Below are 26,800 nucleotides of genomic sequence, written 5' to 3'. Positions count from 1 at the left end.
AGAATATTCTCGTGTTTATACCTCAATATCGAGAAGGCTCCAGTCACGGGAGAACAACATCATGAGTCGCCGACATGTCGAAGAGTCATCATTCGGCTCAGATTCCTTCCTTGATGTGATCGCAAATATCGTCGGGATTCTGATCATCCTAATCGTGGTTGCAGGTGTTCGCGTAAGCCAGGCCCCTCTGCTCTCCATTGAATCCGAAAAACTCAAAGTCACCGAACCTGAAACATCTGCTTCCATTGAACTGCTTCCAGCTGGACCAATCGAGGGAGAGTTCCCGGTCGATGCAGAACTGTTCAGCGAAGTTCAGCCTGAATCCGAGCAAATTGTGTCTGCTCCCGATTTTGTCGCTCCACCTGATCTGAACTTCCCTGCCATAGCTCAAGTCGTGATCCCCAAAGAGTTGGAAGAGAAGACGAACACGATCAAAGAGCAGGCAGCGAAGAGCAAAGAGCGAGTCTCCAGCCTCAAAAAGGAACTGGCAGTACTCAAATCGAGCAAATCCAAAGAACAATTGAAGCTTGATGAGCTCAAGGCGCAACTCTCAGCGCTCTCAAATTCGCTGCAACAGAAGAGTCAGCTTTCAGAATTGCATGAGACGGATCAACTGAAATCGCAACAAATCATAGATCTTCTCGAGAAGCGACTCGAAGAGACCAGCGAGAAACGACCAGATCCTGAAAAGCTCGCCCACCGCTTGAATCCTGTTGGGCGAGTTGTTTCCGGTAAAGAAGTTCATTTTCGCATTCACGACAATAAAATTTCGTACGTCCCTGTCGACCTGTTAGCAGAACTTGTGAAACGTGACATGCATCGTCGACGTGATTTTTTGATGAACCAACCACGCTTCCAATCAACAGTCGGACCAATTAGCGGATACGAAATGGAGTTCCTCGTTCAGCGAGAATCGGGGTCACTCCTCGAAGGAGCTCGTTTCGGGACTGGCATGATACGAATCTCGGTGACGGACTGGGTGATTCACCCTACGAGAGATGTGGAAGCGGAAACCTTCGAAGAGGCAATTCAGCCAAGGTCTCAGTTTCGCTCGGCCCTCATCTCCGAAGGATCGAACGCCACGATTACATTCTGGGTCTATCCTGAGAGTTTCGAATTACACCGAAAACTGAAAGAGCTCGTCCAGGATTCTGGATTTTGGGTCGCTTCACGTCCACTTCCAGAGGGCTATCCGATCGCCGGATCATCATCGAGCGGTTCAAAGTCAATCGCGCAGTAACGGCAAGAATTCTATGACGAAATCTGCCACAACTTCTTTTGAACGACCGAACAAAAACATCAACACTGGAAGCGGGCTGCACCAATTCCACACGCCTGCAACAACGCGACCGCTTAATTGCCGCCAGTATTTCCGCCGTTCGCATTTCCATTATTCAAATAACTGAAAGTGAAGACATCGGTCACATTCGTAATTGATGGTTGAAGCGACAATCGGACGTAGCGGCGGTCTGGCGAAACAACTGCTTGAGCAGTCATCGATGTTCCTTCTGGAATCGTTTGCACAACCGGAGCGTACCCGACGGCCCCTGCTCGACGTGTAGGACCGAGACGATCTTCAGCAAACTGTTGATGAACTTTTGCCTTTCGCTCGTTGAGACTTCCGACAGAATGAAACCGTAACGGAGCTGTATTGAGCATCGACAATTGAGTTCCAGAAGTCGGTTCCAATTGGGAAAGATTGCGTGGCTGTGTTCTCCGTCCATTTGGAAGATCGATCGTGAACCCACTTTCTTCGTCGTTGAAAACCACGGTCCGGACGATCTTCTCTTCTTCAGGAGTCCCGGCATTGATGAGGACCGAGACAGTTGCCCGGTTTCCGACGACCTCGCCAAATGACTTCTTCACTCGAATCTGGTAAGGGCCGGTCACTCCCTGTGGGCATACATACGACTCGTAGCAATTCGCTTGGTCTGGCCCAGCTCCGTCGTGCATGAAAATACCACCCGCGATCGTCAACGGGGTTTCAAAAGAGCAGACGGCTCCGAGTGGCTCTTCGACATACAGATCAAGATCGCCGCCTCCGCTCCAGTCGACACGGATGATGAGATCACGCGCCAGGCATTGGGAAAGTTGGCTTTGCAACTGCTGGGCTTGTTCCTGATTTCCCTCTTTTTTCAACAGTTGAATACGATCAACAACGATGTTTTCTGCATCGCGATGTTTATTCAAATAGTCTTTGCCCCAGTAGTATTGCAGGACTCCCGTTGCTGCCCAGATCACATCATCCGGGTTTCCAGCGTCTTTGGCCAACTTGAGCGACAGCATGTAGGGTTCATGTCTTTCGGGTGCCAGGCGAGAAGCTTGCTGATACAGACCAAGCGCGGCACTCTTTCGATCAAAACGGGTCAGGTACGCTGCCGAATAGATCAAGTTATCAAACGTGACGGCACCGAAGTCCGAGAGAGAAAGAACGACACGCTCGATTTCCTTACGCGGCTTATTCTCAATCTCCATAGAGAGAGCGAGCACTTCGTACATCCATGGCTGTGCCTGCCCTTGGATCAGAGCGGATTCGAGACAACCAATGACGGTTTTATGCTTCCCCTCCTGGTGGAGTTTCATCACCCACTGGCGGATGCGAACTGGATACGGACGATTCTTTGAGAAGAACTTTGACCAGTCTTTCCGGGCTGATTCCTCGGAGATTTCTGGCATTTTGACGTCGTCGTATTTGAAGGGAGTCTCAGTCGATTGTTTTCCCTGGGGTTGAATAAATAAAGGGGCAGCCTGCTGCCCTTGTCGAGCGGCGGGTTGCCCCTGTTTTTGATCAACCGGTTGAAAGAGAGGTTTTTGCTCTTCTTTTTTTACTTCAGGTTGAGTTTTTTTTTGCCGGGAATCGGCTGTGCTGGGACGCTGAACTGTCCTCCACCACCAAAGCCGCCGCCACCGCCACCGCCGCCACCGAAGCCGCCACCACCTTGCTGGCCGCCTTGCTGACCACCAAGTTGACCGCCACCTTGTCCACCAAGACCGCCACCTCCACCGAATCCACCGTTCAACGGGAAGATTGGAATCACAAGATCAGCAACTGGGTAAACACGAGTAGTGAGCGAGTCAGCCGACTTCAGAAGTGTGGTAATTTTCATCACTTCGTCTTCAATCACATAGGTCAGAGCATGTTGCTCAAGCAGAAGTTTCAGAGCAGCTTTGAGTGTGACACCGGAAAGAACCAGTGAAACTTCATCATCCGGGCTCAGACCTTCGTTACTCAGCTCTGCTTCATCAATGATGATCGGAATTCCGTGCTGGCTACTGAGGAACTGAACCACGTCAGAAAGTGGGTTTCCTGGGAATTCGATGTTCGTGATATCATCCAGAGCATCGTAGATTTTTTGTTCGTTCGGACTGTCATTACGCAAGTCGACTGACTTCCACTTTTCACGCAAAATTGTAAGTGCCTGCCAAACTTCAGCTGGCGGATACAAGATTGGAGGTTCGTCCGGGAACGGAACGTGTGAGAGTTCGACTTGATAAAGCGATTCGAGAAAACGATCCGAACGCAGGTGTCGTAATCGATTCGATTTGTCAATCTGTCCCGCAGCTTCTGAAACGAACACTACCGAAACACCCATTGCACTATTCGGGTATTCGCTGATAACTCCACGAGCGACAGCTTCCGCTGATTCGAACGCCCCTGCATCTCCCTGATAGCCTTCGATCAAGAGTGCCCGGATTCGATCCACCATTTGCTCAAGCTTTGCATCACGCTCTTCTGCATATTGGACCAGTCGGGCCTGAGCTTCGACTTCCACCCGTCGTTTATTTCGTTCAGCATTCTTGAGGGAAATCTTCTGCTTCTGGGAGATCACATCCAATTGCGTTGAAGTCAGTTGACGCAGCAACTGGTTGCGAGCTTCCGGATCAATGTCAGTCGCGGATTTGATTGTTCCACGAATCTGATCAAGCCCACTCAATGCGGCATCAGGATCGATTTCAACAATCGAGAGTGCTCGTTGAATTCCTTGATTGACTTCGGCTCGCAGGGCTTGGGTCCGAGCATCTTTCAATTGTTTGTAGGCTTCAATCGGGTTTTCTTCACGTGGTCCTGTGCGATCTGTATCGAGTTGCTTCGCTGCATCGACAGCTTGGTCAACTTCAAACTGCACAGTTTGTAGTACCATTTTCTGACCAGCTTGATCGATCAATTGAATCGCTGTCGTATTGCCGGGATCGATTTCTTGAATTGAGAAGCCGATCTTCTCAGCTGTGTCAAAAGCACCCTGGTTCAGTGCTTGAACACCTTGTGCTTCCATACGGACAATGTTGTCTTCGAATTGCTGATGAGCAAGATTGACAAGCCAGTCACCTGCAAGACCTAATGAGAGACCTTCAGTTGCTTCACTCTGGTACCACAACGTTCGAAGGAAAGTGTTTCCGGCTGAACGTTCCAGACCTGAAAGGCTCCACTGATGAACCCCTGAAATGAAGGTTGCATTGGGCTCAACACTTCCGTTGTAAAGATAGACAGTTTCACGATCTGAACGGAGTGGCAGAGCGTAACCTGGAAGAAGCTGAGCTTCGTTGTCTTTGATGGTCACTGTTTCTGGATACGAAACGACTTTCATAGCGGCAGCTGCAAGAAGTTCACCTGCTTGTTCTCCGGTGAGAGATGTTTTGCTTGATTCGTCTCGCATGACGAATCCACCTGTTTCCTGAGCAAGCACACCGAGAAGCTGCATATCTTTACTTGAACCGACAGCGAATCCATGAACTGGAATCTGCCGGGCTCGAAAGTTTGATGTCAGAGTTTTCATCTCATCAATCTGGATGAGATGAGCAGCGCTCATTCCATCACCGATGAATGTGATTGAACCGTTTTTGCTTTCTGCAAGAATTTTGGAAGCTGCATCCAAACCTTTGGCGATGTTGGTCGCTCCCGCTGGAAAACGTTCTTCCAGTTTTGCAAGAGATGCTTCAGCAGCCTTTGCGGGGGATGCAAATCCGTCCATCATTGGGACAGCTTCAACATCAACTGCAATGACAGTTGCTCGATCAGTTTCGGGCAGATTCTGAAGAAAGCTTTTCAGAGCTTTCAGAGCAACAGTGCGATGCTCACCAATTTGGCTGGCAGAAGTATCAATCACGACAACGTGATCAACCTTACTTCGCGATTCGTTGCTGGCCGGCAGCTGAACCGAGATCGCCCCGAAGGTGTCCCCTGAAGGTGACTCGTACGATCGTACGATTGGAGCCCGAACGACCGGGTCGTTGGCGAAACCCAGACTCGCAACGAAGAGAGTTGATAGTAATGCGGAAAATTTCCAAGCGGTCTTCATAATGTCAATCCCCGGGACTTCGCCGCTGCCGGATGGCTGTTGACGAGAATCATGGAAGGTGGCAACAACTTTGAAATAAAGCTGCTGTCTCATTGTATAAGGAGTCTCGGAACGATTGAAAACAAATTCTCAGCAATCTCTCCGAATCGGAAGCAAGTTTCTAATGTCCATCGAATCCGTTGGAATGACCCGAACAGTCGGATTGAACGATTCTATTGTGCTTAGAAGTTCACTTCGGTCAATTTGGTTCGGTTGGCTAAGACTCGTTGCAATCGTGATTTCGAGTAAATTCGGATCACTTCGTCGTTGTATGTCAGTCGATTCTGTTCGTCTTTTCCAATCAAATCCTGAATTTCCGGGATCGCACGACCAGCGTACAGCCCCGCAAAAGTTTCCGGATCGACGCCACGCCCAGATTCAAGATCCTGACGAGCACTTCCGCCCCCACTCAGAATCAGAAAGGCGTTCGGCCCCTCCGTCACAGATTCGTACAACCCTGCCGATTTCAATGCCTCCATGGCTTCGTTCAAATTCCGGTTGGCGGCACGGATCTTTTCGACTGTCTCTTCTGGAACGTTCTCTCCAACCTGTTGTGCATTGACGAAGTTCGCCCCCACGTTTGCCTGCCCGAGAAGATATCCAACGGACATCAAGATCGCTGCTAAGGCCAGTGTGCGCAAAGTTGTCATTCCAGTAATCCTTCTAAATCTATGGCGAAAAAATCAGTGAACCAGCCTCAAGCTTAACGAGAATCCTCTAGACTGAGCAAGATTCCCAGTCTCTAGGCTGCCCGTCGCGGCCGATTTTCATCGAGATTTTCGGATTCCTGCTGACCGTTCGTGCTTGCTTCGGGCAAACTCTTGCGGTTCCTAGGGTTTGCATGAAAGCTCAATGTCAACATGAACATGGCTCCCAGCATTGCTGCACCACACCCAAGAAGAGCTGTCTGATCATCACTTAGTTGTTGAAACAGTTCCAGCACCAGGACTACTCCATTTTGTTGAGTCACTCAAACATTCGATTGGCAACTTGCTGACTTTTGACAGGTCAGTTCAAACAATTTACCTGAGGTTTGGTGATTCGATTCGACTTCTGTGTCATCGATCAATGAGAAAGCGAAGGTTTCGCAATCTCATTCCATTTCATCTCTTTCGGTTCGCAGACAGGATGACTCAATAAAGAGTTGCGCGATCAAATCGAGAAGAGACAACCCGTCGACAGCGAAACGTTCGTGCCGCACTTTCCAAATAGAGAACTCATAACGATTCTACGGATTAATCAGGGAAAGGGATCGAAAGAAGGCCCTCACGAAACAAAACGAGCAGCATACGAAGTCGCATGCTGCTCGATCACATTTCGCAATAATGTCGCGGTAAAGTCGCAGAAAAATCAGTTGCTATCAGCTTGGAGAATCAAGTCTCTGTTCAGAAATCGATTCTTCCCCAGGAGATTACTGATCACTCAGCACTCAACTCAGCTTAAGAATGTTTAGAACTCACCGATCACTTGACCATCGCTTCGTTGACCAAGATTTCTCCAGGTTCCTAGATCGATGTTCTCACTGATCGATCGAACGGAGCCGTCCATCAGCAAGCTGTTGACGATTCCGGTGTGCCAGCTGCGGGAAGTGACAGCGGCGTAAGTTGGTCCGGAGCAGGGCTTGTCTTCGCGGCATGAAGTGTAATCCCCTTCTTCAGCTCGATCTCCTCCCGGAACAGTCACTTCTGCGTTTGGAGGAAGAGTGACAGTAAAACCAGTTTGATGAACTCGGCCATCGACCCATTCAGTATGACCACTGTTGGCCTTGTTGCTTCCCCCACCTGCAATCAATGCTGAGACTTGTGAGGAATCGTTGGGGATCGTTGAAGTGCCAGTTTCGCCATCGCGATTGTAGGCAGTAAACGCTTTAACCTCAGAGAATCCAATTGTATTGCTCATCCCATCGGTGAAATCACGCGGCTTGAAGTTGCGGTTCGGAGCGAATGCCCCATCTCCAGGAACTCGAGTGCCATTCGTCCAGACTCTCCACGTTCCCCCATTGAATCCGTAACTGAGCGGATAGTGGATTGCGTTTCCTGAAGAATCTGTTCGGGCAACGTCATTGGGATCGCTGGGACATTGATAGGCTGCGATTCTCATCGCAGGAATCGCAGCGTTAATGGTTGAATCATAGGCTTGGGACAAATCTGCAGCATTGTAAAGGCTGGCTTGCTCCAGATATGGCAGTAACCGTGCCTGAGCCGACCACTCCCCACCGTTTGTCTGATTCACGCCACCGGTGGTGATGTCCGAGATGAAGGAAGGAGGAAACCCATTGTTCACATCCAGATAATTGTGAAGAGCAAGGCCGATCTGCTTCAGATTATTCTTGCACTGGGTTCGCCGAGCAGCTTCGCGAGCCTGTTGGACAGCAGGTAAGAGCAACGCAACAAGAATTGCGATGATGGCAATCACAACTAAAAGCTCAATCAGCGTAAAGCCCTTGCGGGGGCGATAGGAAACCATGTTTTCAACTCCAGAAAAGTCATCAAGGACTGACACCTGCAACCGTGGCTGGCGATCTGGCTGGCTAGCTTGAGGTGGAAAAGTTAATTGACACTGAGTCTCAATTTCACCTAGAGTAGTTTTGGTATCAGCTGATTTCAATTCAGAATCGACCCGATTTAAGCACATTTTCAAAAGTGGAATTGATGAATTCCCTCGAAAACGATCCCGACCCGAAAAAACAGGCTGCACCAGAGCCTGAGCAGAAGTTGCCTTGCGCGAATGGTGTCTACAATTCTTGCGACCTTTTCAAGGAACGCACGGAAATCACGATCTGCCATAACGGAGAGTGTTACCGCCTTCGCCTGACACGCAAAGGAAAGCTCATCCTCAACAAATAAAGTGGGCCCCAGCATGTCTTCGTAGAACACTTTCTTGTTTTTGTCCCCGTGAAGAGTGTTTCTGATGTGGAAACTCGCACAGGCTTACTTGGCAAAACACGAAAATCGCTGTCAAAACGGCCCTGGCTCGTCGATTTCTCCCTGCTACTTAGCGTTTTCCAGAACGTGATCTAAAAGGAAAGCAACTGAGTCACGACGAGCAAGATCGGAAAGACTGGGAGAAAGAAGAGGCAGAAAAAGTAGTAGCAGGTTGAGACAACCATTCCGCTTCCGAACGAAATCTGCAACCGTTGCGACACCACACCACCTGTCAAAAGTACGCAAATCGGAATTGCCATCAAGAATCCAATTGCCTGAGCCCTCATTGAAAACCCAACAACAGCTCCTAGTATTAAATTCAGCAGAAAGATCGGCCCAAGGCAAACGAGAAAAGAGATCACCACGATCTTGAAGAGCTCTAAACGCGAAGGAGGGTAGATCAAACTCTTGCCACCGATCAGTGCGCGATATGTCGCAACCGCTGCCCGTAAAAAGAGACAGGCAATGATCACTGCCACCGGAGTGAACAGAATCAGCAAGAACAGAAACACTTGTGCGTGCGGCAGCGATGTACTCAATACGACAATCCCACTGAAATCTGTTGACATGCCGTCTTCTTTTCGAAGAGCAGCTTAACGCAATTTTCTTTGTTCTCCGAAGAGTTTCTAATTTTTTAAGGCTTTCAAAATAATGCTCGGGTTCAGTTTCGCGGAGTTTATCGTTTCTCTCGGAGAGAACCGTTTCTTCATCGACACTGAAATCACGAAAGTAACGAACCGTCTCTCCTGATCAAGGTTTCTTGCGGATCGATCCAAGAGGTGAAGCAGCGTCGTTAAGGTAACACGTTACACTCGACCAAACTCATCACTAACAATTCACTCTTTCATCCAATGACCAAATGAAACGGTCTTACAGCGAATCACTGTGTGAGCTTCCCGACTTGAGGAGTGAGGTCCTGAAGTTACTCGCCCAAGTTCCAGTAGGGCAAGTGACAACGTACGGAGATCTTGCCAGAGCTCTGGGTGACGATAAGACATCCTCAGCCCGCTGGCTGGGAGCATTCTTCAAGGACCATGATCATCCACATGGCTGCACATGCCATCGTGTCGTCCGATCCAATGGCGAAATCGGGATGTACGTCACCGGTGATCCAAACGAGAAGGCCCAGCTGCTCAAGAAAGATGGAGTCACGCTAACCGGCTTGGGGAACGTTGACCTTGCCTGTCGTTTTTCCGATTTTCATTCTGTGAAACCGCTCAAACAACTGAATGAGTTCCAATTCACGCTGGCCAAGCGGCGTCAAAGAAATCCGCAGGAACTCACTCCGCGCACTTTCGCAGGGGTCGACTGTGCTTACCGGGACGATGGGAATGCAGTTGGCGCCTACGTTGAGTTGGACGCGGAAACGCTCGCTGTGACTTTTGAAGAATCTGTCGTCGCTCCAGTTGAGTTTCCTTACATCCCGGGTTTTCTTTCCTTCCGAGAGATGCCGGTGTTGCTCTTACTTCTCGACAAAGTGAGACGTCGCCGAAATTTAGCGGACATTATCTTCGTCGATGGAAATGGAATTTTACATCCTCGACGTGCCGGGATTGCAACTTGCCTGGGCGTGTTGATCGATCACCCAACCCTGGGGATTGGAAAGTCGCTGCTCTGTGGAACTGTGGACACAAAGACAATGAGAGCCGGCGACATTCGCCCCATCGAAGAGAATGGTGAGTTCATCGGCAATGCGCTGAAAACAAAAAATCAAAGTAAGCCCATTTTTGTCTCGCCGGGGAATTTGATCACGCTCGAAGAGGCGACGCTGTTCGCCAAAGCGACAATGACAAAACACCGCACCCCGGAGCCGATCTTCTATGCAGACCGGCTCACCAAGCAGTTGCGCAAAAACTGAGGCATTGCAACCTTTCATCACACTGGCCCGAAAAAAAGCCGCGCCCGATTTCTCCGGCGCGGCTGAGTCACGAATTCGCTAAGAGCAGTTTGCTCTACCGCGTGCCCGTGAAGAACGTATTTCTTTAGTAGAAATGCTGTTCGCCACGTGGCAGAACCTGCAAACCCATGCGAAAAATGCTCTAGAAATCAACAGGGTTGCCGTCGTTCTGTTGGATCAGATTGGAGAATGTTGTCTTGTCGAGATCTTTGGTCAGGTCACGAACCGAACCATCACAGATGAGGACCATGAAGGCTTCGCCAATGTTCCCCAAAGCTGCGAACGGGTCCTCTGCGTTAAACTTCAGCCCACCCGGTTTAGTCCAGATTTCGGCGGCATCGTCACCCGCTTTGACTGCCAGAATGGTATTGGAAGTTCCATCGGTATAGTCGCGAATTCGGGGGCCGGGCTTGCCTTCATTGAACGCCAGATTTTCACCGACGAAGACATGAATTGACGTTTTGCCTTCCGGGTTACCACCAAAGACTTCCGGCATTTCAGCGATGAGTGCTTTGTTGTGCTCGCTGTCCCAAGCTTCGTCAAGATTGAATTTTTCGTAAAGCGGGGCATGCTCAAGGAAAGGAAGCAGATGGACGCGCCAGCTGAGCCCTTTTCCTCTCACACCAGCTTCATCTTTTTCGCCATTGGAATCGACTGCCGGGAAGTGCTTATAAACATCGTGATAGTTGTGGAAGGCCAATCCGAGTTGCTTCATGTCGTTGCGTTTTTGAGCCCGCTTAGCAGCTTCGGCAGCTTCGGCAAATGCGGGTTTGAGCATTTCAGGAAGCTTCTCAAAGTTCTCAGGACGTGGCAGCGTCAGGCTGACGACTGTATCCGAAGTGGACAGCTTGGCTCCATCAACGAGTTGCTTTGCCATCGCTTGCATTTCTTCGGGAATCTCGCCCTTGCCCTGCTCATATTGTTGTTTCCCCATTCCCAGGAAACCATTTAGCATGCCGTGTACTCCCTGAGCTGCGTCGACATTGGGAGTGCTCACATTCACTTCTACAAGATTCGCCGCTTCAAGATCAGCTGCCAGTGAAAGAGTTTGCAGTTGCGTCACGATGGGCATCACCATTGTCATGACCATCCCGGGCGGGTTGGGGTTTTGCTTCATGGCATCCTGCAAGAGGACTTTGACAGGTTCCAGATCCACAGCGAGTGCAAAGTCACTGGCTGCCGATTTTGAAATCATGCTTTTGACCTTCCCGTTCGATGCGTTCTTGAGAACCGATTCGAGTTTCTCTTTTGAGGAGTAAACAAGCCGGGAATCGCTCACCTTGAAGAGAACTCCGCCATCGGGAGTTGTGACTCCAGTTCCGCCTGCGATCTCAATCGATTCTCCCTGAGGAACGGAATCCAGAATCAGTTGCGAACTGACTCCAGAAGCAAGTTGCACAACGATAACCGGAGAGGGTCGTGCTCCTCCAGTTGCAATCATTGGTGCCATGTCCAGCATTTTCTGGTCGACGACAACCAGCACATGATCTACCTGTTCAGGCTTGACGCCAACTTCATCTGCAAAATCTGCCATTTTCTCCTCGACTTTCTCGCGAGGATTGGCTTGATCCATCAGAGTGATCATCTCTTTCACAAGTGGATTACTCAAAACCTTCGAAGGGCGAAGGATCACCACAGCGACCGCGTTTTCTGGAACGTAGTTCAGTGTTGAACCATCGGGACTGGCAGCTTCAGCTGAACCACTGGAAGAAGCTGCTGGAGCCTCATTGGCTGCTGGAGGATCGGTGGATGGCATTTCCCCCGGGGTTCCGAGTGTTGAACCATCCATCGGGTCATCGAGACCTTCGGCATTCGCACCACCATCTGCAGGTGAGTCCGCCGGTTTGTCTCCTCCTCCACAACCGTGGAGGCAGATTGCCAGCATGAGAAATGATGTCAGAGAGAGCATTCGCATCGAGGTGACCTTTGTAAGAAGTGATTGTCGTGAATGATCGTCCAAAATTGGAGCAATCGACGCAAGTGATTCGAACCGAAATCACTTTCCTTTACGAAGAATTCAAGATCCGATAACAATTCAAAGAACGTATTCCGGGCAATTTGGATCAAAAAAACTTTCGATTCGTAGAAAACCGAGAGCGCAAAAATTTAGCCGGACACTTGAAGTGTCCGGCTAAAGAGGGAAACGCAAATTGAATTACACGCCCTTTTTCTCGCTACGACGGCGTCCACGATTCTGCGAAAGTGCTTTATTCAGAGCCTGCAAATAGGCGTGAACGCTCGCTTCAATGACGTCGGTACTGACTCCCTTCCCGTGGAAGATCACCCCGTCGATATCAATCGAAAGGCTCACTTCTCCCAATGCATCCTTTCCACTCGATACACTACGGACGTTATAGTCAGTCAGTTTTGCCGAGATGCCAGCGACTCGTTCCATGCACTTGAACGCAGCATCGACAGGACCGTCTCCCGTGGCAGCATCCTGGACAATGTTGCCCTCCTTGTGCTCCAGTTCGAGTGTTGCTGTCGGAATCGTCCCTGTTCCGCTGAGTGTATGAAAGTTTACGATCTTCCAATGCTCTTCGATTTGTGAACTCGTCTGATTATCAACGAGGGCAACGATGTCCACGTCAAAGATTTCCTTCTTCTTATCCGCCAAGGCAATGAAGGCATCGAACGCTTTTTGAAAGGACTCGTCACTCAATTCATAGCCGAGTGACTCCACACGGTCGCGGAAGGCGTGGCGTCCGCTATGTTTCCCGAGGACCAGATTTGTCCCCACATACCCCACGTCTTGCGGTCGCATAATTTCGTAAGTCGTCCGCTCTTGAAGCATCCCATGCTGATGGATTCCGGCTTCGTGCGCGAAAGCATTTTGCCCAACGATGGCTTTGTTTCGCTGAACCGCCATGCCGGTGATCTTGGAAACCAGACGGCTCGTCGAACACAATTTTTGGGTATTAATATTCGTCGTGACACCGTAATAGTCGCCACGAGTGCGAATAGCCATCGCCAACTCTTCGAGTGCCGCGTTGCCAGCACGTTCGCCCAGACCGTTGATAGTACACTCGACCTGCCGCGCTCCCGCTTCGATTCCGGCCAAGCTGTTGGCAACCGCAAGTCCCAAGTCGTTATGGCAATGCGTGCTAATGACTGCCTGATCGATGTTCGTCACGTTTTCCTTCAAGTAAGAGATTACTTTGAAGAAATGGTTCGGCGTCGCATAGCCAACAGTGTCTGGAATGTTGACAGTCGTCGCCCCGGCTGCGATGGTCTTTTCGACGACTTCGCACAGGAAATCGAGCTCAGTTCGCGCGGCATCTTCGGGGGAGAACTCCACGTTCGGCGTGATGATATCACTCCGCGAGGACATCTGATCACACGAATACTTCACCATCTCGACAGCCTGGCGAACGATTTCCTCCTTCGCCATCTTCAGCTTGAAATCTCGGTGAATGGCACTGGTGGCGAGGAACACATGAATGCGAACATTCTTCGCATCCTGAAGCGCCCCCCAGGCGCTGTCGACATCCTCTTTGCGACAACGTGCCAACCCGCAAATAGTCGATTGGTCACCGAATTTCTGAGCGATCTTCTGCACAGCCTCGAAGTCGCCGGGAGAAGCAATGGGGAATCCGGCTTCGATAACATCGACTCCCAGATCCACAAGAGCCTTAGCCACTTCCAGCTTTTCAGCTGTATCCATACTACAGCCGGGCGATTGTTCGCCGTCACGAAGAGTCGTGTCGAAGATGGTAATGACGTCAGACATCAGATTGTCCCTTTCGGTGGACCGTGAAAAATAGTTGTGTGTGGTGTGTCCAAAATTGGTATTGGGCGAGAATGGACACGTTTCTCGTGTTTTCAACAATAAACTGTCAATAAAAAAACACCCTGAGGCTTCGTGAAGCCTCAGGGTGTTTTTTCTGGAAACAATATCAGAACAACAGCCTAAGACCCCCTTCGCAGGAGGAGGTTGAGTAGCAGGCTGAAGTGAGTTGACTGATTGTTCATGATCACAGAGTAAGTCGAATTCAGATTGACGTCAAGTCGGACTGACTTGAACTATTGCAGTCGACACAAAGAAATCAAGGGTGGTTCGCAGCCGATCATAGAGAATTTAACTTCACCGAATCTCACGCTGAAAGCCCCAGCTTTCCTGAGAATCAGGACGGAATTTCCGTCTGTCGGGTTTCAACAATAGATGAACTTTGCAGAATGCCAGAGCGTTTGCACTGTTTGGACGTGCAATCAGAAAAGAGACAGAGAGCACTCAAAATGTGTGTCCGATGTCGCTGACAGTTTTGCATCGTCCGTCAATTTTCTGACGCAACAAGCTGCGAGTCACCAAAACCCGCGACGAGCCCCCTCCTTGCTTCGGACTTGCTTGGGAAATTGCAACTGATTTGACGTCCCGGCTTCGATTGGGTCAACTGTGCGCAACACATCGAATGCAATAAATGCGTCGACAAGGACTCTCGACGCATCAACGTTATCATCTTCGCGACCAGCCAAGGAGCAGCAGTTGGACCCTCTCGTCATTCTCGCCATCGGTATTGCCTCTGTTCTCGGCCTAATTCTGATTTTACGAGTCAACGCCTTCCTGGCATTGATCATCTCGGCAATTGTGGTGAGTTTGCTTGCTCCGGGACCAATCGAAGATAAAATTTCTCGCGTCGCAACTTCGTTTGGAAATTCGGCGGGGAACATCGCTATTGTGATTGGCCTGGCTGCCATCATCGGCGAGTGCATGATGGCGAGCGGCGCCGCAGACCGAATTGTGCAGGCTTTCCTGAGATTACTCGGCGAAAAACGGGCCTCTTGGGCGCTCATGGGAAGTGGCTTCGTGCTCTCGGTTCCCGTCTTCTTTGATACGGTTTTCTATCTTCTGGTCCCGTTGGCCCGTTCACTCTTTCGTCGAACAAACAAGAATTACCTGCTCTACATCTTAGCGATTGCCGCTGGGGGTGCGATTACCCACACATTGGTCCCGCCGACTCCGGGACCGCTGGTCATGGCCACGACGCTTGGAATCGATATCGGTGTGATGATGCTGGTGGGCTCGATGGTTGCTTTTCCAGCCGCTGTCGCAGGCTTGGCTGTCTCGGCCTGGCTCAATCGGATGATCGAAATTCCTTTTCGTGACGACAAAGTCGTCGGCACCGAAGATGATGATCCGCAGATTCCACAAACAACGCCTCCGTTGTTCTTGTCTTTGTTACCGGTCATTTTGCCAGTGGCGTTAATCTCTGCGAACACTGCTTTAGAAACCATGGCCAACGCCGAACAGACACCTCGCCTGACAGTTACCGATGTCACTGACTGGCCGGCATTTCATACAGCTCTGAAAGATCAAAGTGAACCGGCGGCAATTCCTCAAATCGTCAATGTCCTCCCCGAAACGACGCAGGATGTGATCGCCAAAGATTCACTTACGGACGACGATAAAAAAGCGATTGTCGCTGCAATGAATGCAGCGTTACTGGAAAAAGACCCAGCGATCTACAGCAACGCAGCATTCGATGCTGTCGTGCGAAAGAGCTGGAAAATTGCTGCCGATTTAGAGAACGAGCAGTTGACCTCCCAAGAAAAAGAGATGCTGACTCGCGAAGCCCTCGTGAATGAGTTGTCGCAAAGTGATCTCAAAAAGATGAAGGTCCACGAACGGCAACGGTTCAATCGACTTCTTCTTGAGGTCACTTTCCCAGAGACTATCAAACCACATAACTGGGACACAGGTCTCCGTAGTGCCGCGAATATTTCAAAGCTGTTCGGAAACGCAAACTTCGCATTGTTAATTTCGACGCTCGTCGCCATGGGGTTGGTCTTTAGCACACGGAAGCCAACACTCGTTGAAATGTCCAAGACTGTTGAACTGGCATTGATGAGCGGCGGGGTCATTATCCTCATCACCGCTGCCGGGGGAGCGTTTGGAGATATGCTGAAAATTGCCGGGATCGGTGAAGCGATTCAGGACAAATTTTCCGACGGCGATACAAAGAACACTGGAATGGCCTTTCTGATTCTGGGTTACTCACTCGCCGCGCTGCTGAAGGTTGCTCAGGGATCGAGCACCACTGCGATGATCGTTGGATCGGGTATGCTGGCATCGATGATTACCGGGATCGACCTCGGATTCAATCCGGTCTATCTGGCAACTGCCATTGGAGCTGGCTCGCTGATGGGAAGCTGGATGAACGATTCCGGTTTCTGGATCTTCACAAAAATGGGACGGCTTACTGAATCTGAAAGCCTTCGCTCATGGACTCCAATGCTCGCAACCCTAAGTATCGTCAGTTTCGCAATGACGGTTCTGCTCTCGAAAATCCTGCCACTCCTGTAAGGATCTCCGTGATCAGACTCGCAGCGAGTAGGGCGCGTGGAGAACAGTGATCCTCCACGCGAAACGCAATTTCTACAGCCACCGTAAACACGAAACGGTTGAGTTCGTCACTTCAGCTGTTCTGTCTCTTTTGCTGTCCTGGGGCAAGAACAGCTGTGCGGCGCACGTCTCCCCATCTCAGCACAGACTCTTCTCGCAACAGACTCTCCCGCCAATCTTGCAACAGGGAATGTAACCGGGCTCTTACGCGTCATCTTGATAGCGGTCGCTCAGTAGTCGCGGTGTTACAATCATCACAACCTGCAACTTCACATGCATGTTGTGCAGACATCTGTTTTCTTCTGGTCTTCCTATCCTACCCAGCCCTCTGTTGGACGATGAAATGCATATCGCCCGCAGAAGCCAAAGTGCTGATCCGAAAACCTGAATCTGGTTTCTCAATCATCGAGAAAACCTTTCACCGCAGGGGTCCCCGGAAAGGTTTCCACCACGCTTCAAGGTTGGGAAAAGCCCGGTCAGAAAAGTTTTAAGACCATTTTATATCATACCGAGCCAATCCGTTGATCACGAGATTCGGTTCTTAGCGAGGAGTCAGGAAGATGCTCGTTCTTTCACGCCACCGAGACGAAAGCATTATGATTGGTGACGATGTCGTCATCACAATTGTCGACATTCGTGGCGACAAGGTTCGCTTGGGGATACAAGCTCCAACCGAAATCCCCGTACACAGACAAGAAGTGTACGAAGCCATCCAGCGTGAGCGTTCGTCCGAAGGGACTGACGATCAGGCGAAATCGGCAAAATCCTCGGCATAAGGTCGCTGTCAGCCTGCGGGCGTGGTCTCGAATTCCGATCAATCGATTTTCGAAGTGATCGATGAGGGCACCTTCTCTCTGTTGATCACGCCCAGCTGAGTTATGTTGACGATTTTTCCCCCATCACAGAAACGTTGCCATGTCCCTTCACTTGGCAACGTTTTCTGTTTGAATCAGAGGCTTACGAGCATCTTTCGAACTGGTGTACAGGTTCCCCCTCGTGGCGAACAGCGATTTTATTCATGAAACGCGTTCTTCACGGGGACACGGTTAAGCAAACTGTTCTTGAGCCATGCATGGATTCACTCAGAATCTGTTTTGAGCGCTGCTCGCAAATCTCACTCAGTTCGATAAAGTGTTTGCCTGCGACTTTGAAAACTCTTTCCACGATCTGAAAGAGGTCCCCTCGGGATATGCTCTGGTTTTTGCTGGTCTGTTTCGTTCCTGCTTTTGTCATTTCGACGACAATGACAATTGTCATTCGCCGCTGCGCACCGAGGTGGGGACTTGTTGACCACCCGGCTGCCCGGAAGGTTCATGTGACACCGACGCCACTCGGTGGTGGACTTGCGATTTACCTGGGTACGTTGTTTCCACTGATTGCTGCTCAACTAATCGTGTTGATGATTCAGCAGAACGTTCTCCCGGCAAGTTGGATTCCCGAAGAGTTTCGCATCCACCTGGCGGGTATGCTGCACCGCTCCCCTCAACTATGGGGACTCTTAACTGCTGGAACAGTGCTGGTGTTAATGGGGCTACTGGATGACCGATTTGGCCTTTCCTGGAAATGGCGGCTGGGCGTTCAGTTTTTCGTCGCCATCTCTTTAGTCAGCACCGGAATGAGTGCCAGTCTGTTTGTTTCGCAGCCGTGGGTGGGCCAAGTCGTCAGTGTGTTGTGGATCGTTGCGCTGATCAACTCGTTGAACTTTCTCGACAATATGGATGGACTGAGCGCCGGAATCGGGCTGATCGCCTCTGTAATGTTTGCGAGCATCATGCTGACACTGGTTGGAGAGCCTCGCTGGCTCGTCGGTGGATGCCTCGTCATTCTCGCTGGATCTCTGAGTGGCTTTCTCATTCACAACTGGCCTCCTGCCAACATCTTCATGGGCGATGCCGGAAGCACATTCATCGGCTTGATGCTGTCGAGCCTGACAATTCTGGGAACCTTTTACGATGAAACGATGCCACAGCGGCATGTCATGCTTGCCCCCCTTTGCATTCTGGCGATCCCGCTTTACGACTTGTGTTCCGTCATCTTGATTCGCCTGAGGGAAGGCCGCAGTCCGTTTCAGCCAGATAAAAAACATTTCTCACATCGCCTGGAAGCGTTGGGACTCAGCAAAAAACATGCAGTGATGACCGTTCACTTTGCGACCCTGACGACAGGCATCGGAGCATTGTTGTTGTACCAGGTTCAAGACTGGCAAGGGGCGTTTCTGGTCGTCTCGCTGGTCTTGTGCGTGCTGGTGATTGTCTCGATCCTGGAAATGGCTCCGCGCCCCACCTCGAAAGAAGAATAGGACTTTGCGAATTCGCAGCGTCGGCGTAAGCTTATTGCATTGTGAATTATTTTACCCATGCGATTCGATATCTTGACCGTCCCTATTACGCAGCTGGTGTATGTGTGCCAGACTGGTTGAGTGTTGTCGATCGTAAAGCCCGTGTACGTGGGAAGAGAATCACGCAAGAGTTGCCAACTTTATCGGGCGACGAAGTAGAGATTGCTTTAGGAATTCAGAAACATCTCGACGACGATCGCTGGTTTCACGGGACAGAAGCTTTCTATCGAGTCACCGGGATTATCGCTCGCTCCTTCCGTAAAAATCTGGACGAAAGCAATGCCTGGCGTTGCGGATTCCTTGGTCACATCGTGATGGAACTTCTGCTCGACGCCGCTTTAATCGAACAGCGACCTTCGCGTCTGGAAGAGTTCTACAAACTTCTCGATGAGATTGATTTAACCCATTTACAAAGTGTTGTCTCTTCACTGGCAACAAAAGAGGTCACAAAGCTCGCCTGGATGGTGGAGATGTTCATCCGTGAGCGATTTCTGGAAGATTACCTCGATGATGAGCGTCTTCTGTTCCGCTTGAATCAGGTTATGAAACGAATCCAGTTAGAACCTCTTCCGGATGCCTGCCTCGAAACGTTAGAGGTGGCCCGAGAAGTGGTCCGTTCAGAAGTAGGCAGCTTGTTGCCCGAAGCGAACTTCCCAGAGCGAACGATTCTCCCGATTCCTGGTTGACTTAATACTGCCCGACACACAAAATTGTGATAGAGCGATTCCTGCCTCTGGCGAGCAAGCGATGCAATAGTGAAAACGATCTTCACAGGCAAGAGAATTACGATTACTGCTTCAAGAACTGAGCTGAGAGCTGGATTCAACCACTCTAAAAAATCTGGTCTCTCAAAGAGCAAGGCTTCCAGGTCAGGGAGCAAATCTCATCCTTTACGTAAATAAACACACATCAGTGAGTTAGTAGTGTTCTGAGGTTTCTTTTGAATTTCACTTCAACGCCTCAGCCAAAATCACATCAACTCATGTACATCACTTTCCCTAGCTGCTTTTGTCCACTACATTTGTGCCAATTCTATTCAGACACCTCAGTTCTGAATTGAGTCAATTCACAATTAAAGTGCATTCAAACCTTTCACTTCACTCCCCTCATTTGCGGAGAGAGATTCCTTATGGCAGGTAACGACTGGCTTCAGCAATTCATCGACGACGGTACCATTGGTGCTGATCAATTGGCGGAAGCGATTAACGTCGCGAAAGCGGGCGGAATCATGCCCGAAGATGCGCTAATTAAACTCGGATACGTCGACGAAGGTCTCATCAGCGAGGCAAAAGCGGCTGCATTCGGGTTCAAATTCACAGATTTAGACAATCTGGACATCTCCAGTGCGGTGATTGAACTGGTCCCGGAATCAGTGGCTCGTGAAAACACGTGCTTGCCCGTGGAGTTTATCGGAGAGCGACTGGTCGTTGCGGTCACTGACCCGATGAACTTCGAAGTCATGGAAAAACTTCGCTTCATCCTCAATCGCGATGTTGAATTGACGATGGCTCCCAAAGAGTCGATCAACGATGCCATCAACCGATTTTATGGAGGATCTGAAACAGAGTCTGTCGATTCCATGCTCATGGAGTTTACAGAAACCGCGATTGACTTCACCGAAACGGAGATCAACGAAGCTGCGAAGGATGCTGAAGGTGAAGAGACCTCGCCGATTGTCCGCCTGGTCAATCTGATTATCACAGAAGCAGCGAATATGCGGGCCAGCGATATTCACGTCGAACCGTTCGAAGACCGAATCCGCATTCGATACCGAATCGATGGAGTTTTGGTCGAACGGGACAGCCCACCACGGCGACTGCTAAGCGCTTTGACATCTCGTATCAAAGTGATGGCGAGTATGGATATCGCAGAAAAACGACGTCCGCAGGATGGACGAATCAAAACGCGAGCCGGTGGAAAAGAGATCGATTTACGGATCAGTGTGCTCCCAACCAATCATGGTCAGGCCATCGTGATGCGTATTTTAGACCGAGATAACATCAAAGTCGGAATTCGAAGTCTGGGCTTCAGCGAAGAGAACTACCGTCGATTCCAAGCAATTATCCGCCGCCCGAACGGTATCTTTTTGGTGACAGGCCCAACAGGGAGTGGCAAAACCACCACACTTTACAGTGCCCTGGGAGAGCTGAATCGCCCCGACCGAAAGATTATCACAGCGGAAGACCCGGTCGAATACTACCTTCCCGGGATCAATCAGGTTGAAGTGAAGCATAGCATCGGCCTCGATTTCGCTCGAATCATCCGTGCGATGTTGCGACAAGCTCCGAATGTGATCCTCGTCGGTGAAATTCGAGATACCGAGACCGGAGAGATGGCAATTCAGGCATCTTTGACTGGACACTTGGTATTCAGTACACTCCATACGAACGATGCGCCCGGTTCTATTACACGTCTGATCGATATGGGTGTACAGCCATTCCTGGTTGCTTCCAGCCTCATGGCGGTCATGGCACAGCGCCTGGCACGTGTCGTTTGTTCGAAATGTGGAGAGTCATATCAACCGGATCAAACGGAGCTGGAGTTTTTCGAATTGACTGAGGAACAACTCGAAAATGCAAACTTCCGCAGAGGAAAAGGATGCAAAAACTGCCAGCATACCGGGTTCCGGGGGCGCAAAGCTGTGTTCGAATTGATGATGATGAATGCGACCCTGCGTGACCTCGCCTTCCGAAGCGAACCGGCCCAGCACATTCGTCGACAAGCTCGGTTATTCGGTATGAAAACATTAGTTGAAGATGCGGTCGACAGAGCAGTTGAAGGAATTACGACACTCACCGAGGCTTATAAACTTCGTTCAGGAGGGCACTAAGCTACAGAGACGGAGTGATCATTCTGGACTCACATCAAGAATGATCACCTGTCAAAACGAGCGGGGGAACTGTCGTCAATTTTCCAAACAGCCCCCATAACTGACTCAAATCGACGCCACACCAACAGGAACTGCCATCACTACGACACAACAAACCTCCCTGATGGCTTTTTCAGAGTTCGCAAAGACAGCAGTCAGCAACTGAGACATCCCGGTTGAGAAGGTTGATTGAAAATTTATTAACAGCAGTTGCCGCACTGCATGGAATAGGTTGGTAACTGAGACACGGATTCGTCATTGAACCTGATCATGTGAATAATTTCGGTGTTACGCATGTTCTGTGCGTAACGTCTTCATCATGTCCTGAAGGCTCATATTCGTGACGATTCAAATTGATAAATTACTCGAAACGGTTGTCCGTGAACGAGTCAGCGATCTGCACATTAGTACCGGGCAGCCGCCCGTGGTCCGTCTTTCTGGTCGAATGCAACGTCTCGACACAAAGGTGCTGGAACCTTCAGACACCGTCGCGTTGATGAAAAGTATCACGCCTGAGCGAAATCAGCAGGAACTTCAGGAAGTTGGGGGAACGGACTTCGGGTTCGCTTTTGGAGACAAGGCCCGCTTCCGTGTTGCGGTGTTTAAGCAGCGCGGTCATATCGGGATGGTGCTGCGGCGAATTCCTAATGAATTCCTCACATTCGAACAATTGGGGCTCCCGCCGATTGTGTCTGAATTGATCACCCGTCCGCGTGGTCTCTTCCTGGTGACAGGCCCAACCGGATCAGGAAAAACGACTTCGCTTGCGAGTATGATCAACTACCTCAACGATCATGAGCAGCACCACATCATCACTCTTGAAGACCCGATCGAGTATTACCACGACCACAAAAAATCGACCGTCAACCAGCGTGAGGTTGGAGTCGATGTCCCGGACTTCCCGGAAGCTCTTCGGCGGGCATTGCGTATGGACCCCGACGTGATTCTGGTGGGGGAAATGCGAGATTTGGAAACAATCTCTGCTGCGATCACCGCTGCGGAAACAGGTCACGTTGTCTTTGGAACACTCCACACAACCGGTGCTCAGGGAACTGTGGACCGAATCATCGACGTGTTCCCCACAACCCAGCAAGAGCAAATTCGAACACAGCTTTCAGCAGCGATCATTGGCGTATTGAGCCAGGCTCTGTTGCCGAAGAAGCCGAAAGGGCTTGTCGCAGCTTACGAAATGCTGGTCGTTACGCCGGCGATTTCCAACCTGATTCGCGAAGCCAAAACCTTCCGTATCAACTCCTCGATTCAAACCGGACGAAAGTTCGGAATGCAATTGCTCGACGATGCTCTCTACGACTTGTGGAGAAAAGGATTGTGCGAAGAGAAGGACGTGATTGTCCGCTCCAATAACCCCGGTGAACTTCGAGCCCGCATCAACAACATCAAGCAGGGTGCTGAAGATGATGAAGCCGAAGATGGCGAGGACTGGGACGACGAGGACGATGATTGGGATGACGACTAACAATTGATTCGGATTCGGATACTTTCACAACTGATGAGATAAACAAGAAGCCTGACAAGATCATTAAAAGACTGTTGAAATCGTTGTGATGCACTCGTTTTCGACCTCCTGTTCGGATTTTGTCAGAGCTAATAAGTGATTCGCTGGGAAAGCTACTCATGGCACAACGGAAATTGGGACAAATTCTGGTCGACCTGGGTTACCTCAATGAGGACCAACTCTGGGATGTGCTTGAGGAGCAGAAGCAGTCGCCCGGCGAGATCATTGGCCAAGTCGCCAAACGCATGGGGCTGGTCACCGAAGAGCAGATCACCGAAGCGCTCGCAGAGCAATTCGGGATGCCGGTCATCAATCTGGCCGAGACAACGATCCCACCAAAGGTGTTGGAACTTGTCCCGGAAACGATGGCCAGTGTCTACAAAATCATGCCTGTCTCACTGATCGACAACGTGTTGACCGTGGCGATGGCGGACCCTCAGAACCTCGCTGCGCTGGACGATCTGCGAAACTTCCTGGGGTACGATGTTCGTGGGGCAGTCTCTTCTCTTGCTGAAGTCGAAGAGTCGATCGAGCGACACTATGCCGCCAGCGAAGACGACATGGAAAACCTCATGGATCAATTGGAAGATCTGGAGGTCGGCAACAAAACCCTGCACGCAAAAGTCGGGGCCTTTGATATCGGTGGTGAAGACGAAGTCACCAGTTCACACCCGATTCGAAAACTGCTCAACATGGTGATGCTCCTGGCAATTAAAGACCAGGCGAGTGATATTCACTTTGAACCCTTTGAAGATGAATTCAAAATTCGCGTGCGTGCCGATGGTGTGCTTTACGAAATGGTTCCTCCGCCACGCCACTTGGCTACGGCAATTGTTTCTCGCGTCAAAGTCATGGCGAACCTGGACATCGCAGAGCGAAGGATGCCCCAGGATGGTCGTATCGAACTGAACGTCGGTGGTAACCCCGTCGACTTGCGTGTGAGCGTGCTCCCGACCATGTTTGGCGAAGCGGTCGTTATGCGAGTCCTGGACCGAACAGTGGTTCAGCTCGACTTGAACAAAATCGGCATGGACCCGCACATCCTGTCACGCTTCCGCGAGATGATTTTCCGCTCGAACGGGATCGTCCTTGTAACCGGCCCTACAGGATCGGGAAAGACGACCACGCTCTATTCGGCGTTGAATGAACTCAACGATATTGAAACAAAGTTGATCACCACTGAAGACCCGATCGAATACGACATCGATGGGCTGATTCAGGTGCCGATCAACTCTGATATTGATGTCACCTTCGCAGCTGCCCTGCGTGCGATTCTTCGGCATGATCCCGATAAAATTCTCGTGGGAGAAATTCGGGATTACGAAACTGCTGAAATCGCAATTCAGTCGGCACTCACAGGGCACTTGGTGTTCTCCACGTTGCACACCAACGACGCACCGTCAGCGGTCACTCGTTTGCGCGACATGGGAGTCCCGGCGTTCCTGATCACAGCGACGGTCGAAGCGGTCCTCGGGCAACGATTGGTCCGCCGCATCTGCACCGAATGTCGAACCGAGTTCGAACCGAGTGATGACCTGCTGATGGAGTTGCAACTCCCCATCGAGCAGGCCCGAAAATACAGCTTCTACTACGGAAAAGGTTGCCAGCGGTGTAACAACTCTGGCTACAAAGGTCGAACCGGCCTTTACGAACTCCTGGAAGTCAACGACGACATCCGGGACATGGTTTCTTCCAACGCTTCTGTGGATGAAATGCGTAATCTCGCACGAACCCATGGAATGACAACACTGCGTGAAGCAGGGTTGAAACTCATTTTCGACGGAGTCACCACTATCGATGAAGTCGTTCGGGAAACGGTCATGGAGGATATTGAGTGATCCCCTGAAATCATCGGGGTCCGTCACGCGGAAATCGAAAGCAAATCAACGTTCTGCTCAGCCGTTCGGCGGATCAAATCAGAACCAGTCCGACAACCTTGGGTGGAGTCGCTTTTCTCAATGTTCGAGAGAGCAACTTCGGGTTTCAGGATCAGTTCACACAAAACCAATTTATTGACAATCAGACAACAGCTGTACAAACCTGTTCGCGTTCAACTGCTGTCTGAACATTTTAATCTACGATCGCCACCTGGTGATCATTTTCTGTCCTGAAGATGGATCAGCGTCATGCCAGTCTTTCAGTATGAAGCCATGGACAATACCGGTCTCGAGGTGAAAGACACCATCGAGGCTCCCTCGGAGCAAGAGGCACAAACCCTCATTCGTGAGAAAGGGTTTTATGTCACGAAAATTGCCGAGAAGACCAAGAAGAAAAAGAAGGACGATGCTGATAAACAGAAGCAGGCTCCTAAAAAGAAGCAGACCTTCACAATCGGTGGAGTGAGTGCGAAAAAACTCACCATGTTCACCCGGCAACTTTCGACGTTGCAGGATGCTGGACTGCCGATTTTGCGAAGCCTGCGAATTCTTGAAGGTCAGGAGAAACCGGGGGCGCTCAAGAACTCCTTAATGGGTGTGATTGAAGACGTCGAGTCTGGAAACACCTTGTCGGAAGCGATGGCCAAACAGCCCAAAGCGTTCGACAACCTGTACGTCAACATGGTGAAAGCGGGAGAGGCAGGGGGAGCACTCGAAGTCATCCTTCAGCGTCTTGCCGAATTCAAAGAACGTGCCGAATCACTCAAGCGAAAAGTGAAAGGTGCGATGATTTATCCTTGTGCCGTGATCACCGTCGCGACCGGGATTGTCGGTTTCATCATGTACTGGATTATCCCGAAGTTTAAGGAGATCTTCCTCGACTTCGGTGTGGAACTGCCAGCGATCACTGAAGTGCTCATCTCGACGAGTGATATCGTCGTGAGCTACTGGTACCTGATCCCGGTGATTCCGTTCACGCTCTTTGTGATGGTGAAGCTCATCAAGAAGAACAAGACGGGGGCGTACATCGTAGACAGGATCATGCTCAAGATACCCATATTGGGGAAGATCATACAGAAGTCGACGATTGCGCGAACGTGTCGAACGTTAGGCACGTTGATCGCGTCCGGGGTTCCGATTTTGGAGGCCCTCTCCATTGCCCGGGATACAGCCGGGAACGAAGTGTTCCGAAAGGCCTTCGATCACATTTACTCTTCCATTCGCGAAGGGGAATCGATGGCGGTTCCACTTCGAGAGACCCGCATCACAGATGACCTTGTGGTGAACATGGTCGATGTCGGTGAGGAAACCGGTGCGCTCGACAACATGCTCTACAAAGTCGCGGACATCTACGACGAAGAAGTCGCTGTGCTCGTCGAAGGTTTGATCAGCTTGCTTGAACCACTCATGGTGGTCGTCCTGGGGCTGATCGTCGGTTTCATCGTGATCGCCCTGTTCATGCCGTTGGTGAAACTTCTCAACGAACTCTCCTGATCAGACCAGTCGATTCGGGGGCAACAAGGACTTTGCTGATTGCCCCTGAATCCCTGAGCCCAGGCCAACCTTTGGCACAGCGAATGCGTTACCTACATTAAGAAGCCACTACCGGCGAAAAGCGGATTAACACAAAACAACCACCACAGCGAAGCAATGCAGACTCGTAGCGTTTCGCAACACCCGGTCAGCCGGTTTCAATGGAGTCG

19 protein-coding genes are annotated in these 26,800 nt (G+C 50.5%); 11 read left to right on the top strand and 8 right to left on the bottom strand.

Annotation, left to right across the window (positions count from 1 at the left end):
* The first annotated feature begins 61 nt into the window (after nucleotides 1-61).
* Nucleotides 62-1,240: a hypothetical protein gene (locus ACN0YR_RS20215; protein ID WP_417851029.1), complete on the top strand. Its 1,179-nt coding sequence runs from the start codon at nucleotides 62-64 to the stop codon at nucleotides 1,238-1,240.
* A 113-nt stretch (nucleotides 1,241-1,353) separates the two neighbouring features.
* Here ACN0YR_RS20215 and ACN0YR_RS20210 read toward each other — a convergent pair whose 3' ends face one another.
* From ACN0YR_RS20210 to ACN0YR_RS20190, 5 genes are all read right to left on the bottom strand, one after another.
* Nucleotides 1,354-2,676: a hypothetical protein gene (locus ACN0YR_RS20210; protein ID WP_417851028.1), complete on the bottom strand. Its 1,323-nt coding sequence runs from the start codon at nucleotides 2,674-2,676 to the stop codon at nucleotides 1,354-1,356.
* Between the two features lie 149 nt (nucleotides 2,677-2,825).
* Complete coding sequence (locus ACN0YR_RS20205; RefSeq protein ID WP_417851027.1) at nucleotides 2,826-5,390, bottom strand: vWA domain-containing protein; 2,565 nt, start codon at nucleotides 5,388-5,390, stop codon at nucleotides 2,826-2,828.
* A 128-nt stretch (nucleotides 5,391-5,518) separates the two neighbouring features.
* Nucleotides 5,519-5,986, bottom strand: coding sequence for a hypothetical protein (locus tag ACN0YR_RS20200; RefSeq protein WP_417851026.1), 468 nt, complete (start codon nucleotides 5,984-5,986; stop codon nucleotides 5,519-5,521).
* A 92-nt stretch (nucleotides 5,987-6,078) separates the two neighbouring features.
* On the bottom strand, nucleotides 6,079-6,306 hold the full coding sequence (locus ACN0YR_RS20195; protein ID WP_417851025.1) for a hypothetical protein: 228 nt from the start codon (nucleotides 6,304-6,306) through the stop codon (nucleotides 6,079-6,081).
* A 479-nt stretch (nucleotides 6,307-6,785) separates the two neighbouring features.
* On the bottom strand, nucleotides 6,786-7,802 hold the full coding sequence (locus tag ACN0YR_RS20190) for a DUF1559 domain-containing protein (RefSeq protein ID WP_417851024.1): 1,017 nt from the start codon (nucleotides 7,800-7,802) through the stop codon (nucleotides 6,786-6,788).
* Between the two features lie 185 nt (nucleotides 7,803-7,987).
* On the opposite strand from ACN0YR_RS20190, the gene hemP reads away from it, so the two are divergent.
* A complete protein-coding gene (gene hemP, locus ACN0YR_RS20185) occupies nucleotides 7,988-8,182 on the top strand; it encodes a hemin uptake protein HemP (RefSeq protein WP_417851023.1) in 195 nt (64 codons plus the stop codon).
* Between the two features lie 170 nt (nucleotides 8,183-8,352).
* On the opposite strand, the gene ACN0YR_RS20180 is transcribed toward hemP, so the two are convergent.
* Nucleotides 8,353-8,829 carry a hypothetical protein gene (locus ACN0YR_RS20180; protein ID WP_417851022.1) on the bottom strand — a complete coding sequence of 159 codons (477 nt, stop codon included), beginning with the start codon at nucleotides 8,827-8,829 and terminating at the stop codon, nucleotides 8,353-8,355.
* A 290-nt stretch (nucleotides 8,830-9,119) separates the two neighbouring features.
* On the opposite strand from ACN0YR_RS20180, the gene ACN0YR_RS20175 reads away from it, so the two are divergent.
* Nucleotides 9,120-10,118 carry an endonuclease V gene (locus tag ACN0YR_RS20175; RefSeq protein ID WP_417851021.1) on the top strand — a complete coding sequence of 333 codons (999 nt, stop codon included), beginning with the start codon at nucleotides 9,120-9,122 and terminating at the stop codon, nucleotides 10,116-10,118.
* Between the two features lie 181 nt (nucleotides 10,119-10,299).
* Here ACN0YR_RS20175 and ACN0YR_RS20170 read toward each other — a convergent pair whose 3' ends face one another.
* Together ACN0YR_RS20170 and ACN0YR_RS20165 are read right to left on the bottom strand one after the other, a co-directional pair.
* Entirely contained in the window at nucleotides 10,300-12,072 is a 1,773-nt protein-coding gene (locus ACN0YR_RS20170) for a DUF1559 domain-containing protein (RefSeq protein ID WP_417851020.1), read from the bottom strand.
* A 240-nt stretch (nucleotides 12,073-12,312) separates the two neighbouring features.
* Nucleotides 12,313-13,887, bottom strand: a complete 1,575-nt coding sequence (locus ACN0YR_RS20165) for a 2-isopropylmalate synthase (RefSeq protein WP_417851019.1) — start codon at nucleotides 13,885-13,887, stop codon at nucleotides 12,313-12,315.
* A gap of 753 nt (nucleotides 13,888-14,640) precedes the next feature.
* Between ACN0YR_RS20165 and ACN0YR_RS20160 the strand changes: the two genes are divergently transcribed.
* From ACN0YR_RS20160 to ACN0YR_RS20125, 8 genes are all read left to right on the top strand, one after another.
* Nucleotides 14,641-16,458, top strand: a complete 1,818-nt coding sequence (locus ACN0YR_RS20160) for a GntP family permease (RefSeq protein WP_417851018.1) — start codon at nucleotides 14,641-14,643, stop codon at nucleotides 16,456-16,458.
* Between the two features lie 599 nt (nucleotides 16,459-17,057).
* Entirely contained in the window at nucleotides 17,058-17,273 is a 216-nt protein-coding gene (csrA, locus tag ACN0YR_RS20155; protein ID WP_417851017.1) for a carbon storage regulator CsrA, read from the top strand.
* Nucleotides 17,274-17,740: 467 nt separating this feature from the next.
* Nucleotides 17,741-18,796, top strand: a complete 1,056-nt coding sequence (locus ACN0YR_RS20150) for an MraY family glycosyltransferase (RefSeq protein WP_417851016.1) — start codon at nucleotides 17,741-17,743, stop codon at nucleotides 18,794-18,796.
* A gap of 41 nt (nucleotides 18,797-18,837) precedes the next feature.
* Entirely contained in the window at nucleotides 18,838-19,521 is a 684-nt protein-coding gene (locus ACN0YR_RS20145; RefSeq protein ID WP_417851015.1) for a hypothetical protein, read from the top strand.
* A gap of 443 nt (nucleotides 19,522-19,964) precedes the next feature.
* Entirely contained in the window at nucleotides 19,965-21,665 is a 1,701-nt protein-coding gene (locus ACN0YR_RS20140) for a GspE/PulE family protein (RefSeq protein WP_417851014.1), read from the top strand.
* 379 nt (nucleotides 21,666-22,044) lie between these two features.
* Nucleotides 22,045-23,181: a type IV pilus twitching motility protein PilT gene (locus ACN0YR_RS20135; protein WP_417851013.1), complete on the top strand. Its 1,137-nt coding sequence runs from the start codon at nucleotides 22,045-22,047 to the stop codon at nucleotides 23,179-23,181.
* A 158-nt stretch (nucleotides 23,182-23,339) separates the two neighbouring features.
* A complete protein-coding gene (locus ACN0YR_RS20130) occupies nucleotides 23,340-25,058 on the top strand; it encodes a GspE/PulE family protein (RefSeq protein ID WP_417851012.1) in 1,719 nt (572 codons plus the stop codon).
* A gap of 288 nt (nucleotides 25,059-25,346) precedes the next feature.
* The gene (locus ACN0YR_RS20125) at nucleotides 25,347-26,591 is read left to right on the top strand and encodes a type II secretion system F family protein (protein ID WP_145200638.1); all 1,245 of its coding nucleotides are present in this window, start codon (nucleotides 25,347-25,349) and stop codon (nucleotides 26,589-26,591) included.
* Nucleotides 26,592-26,800: the final 209 nt, after the last annotated feature.

Origin of the sequence: Thalassoglobus sp. (assembly GCF_048270125.1) — a bacterium.
Lineage (GTDB): Bacteria > Planctomycetota > Planctomycetia > Planctomycetales > Planctomycetaceae > Thalassoglobus.
This window is presented reverse-complemented; position numbering and strand designations above follow the sequence as displayed.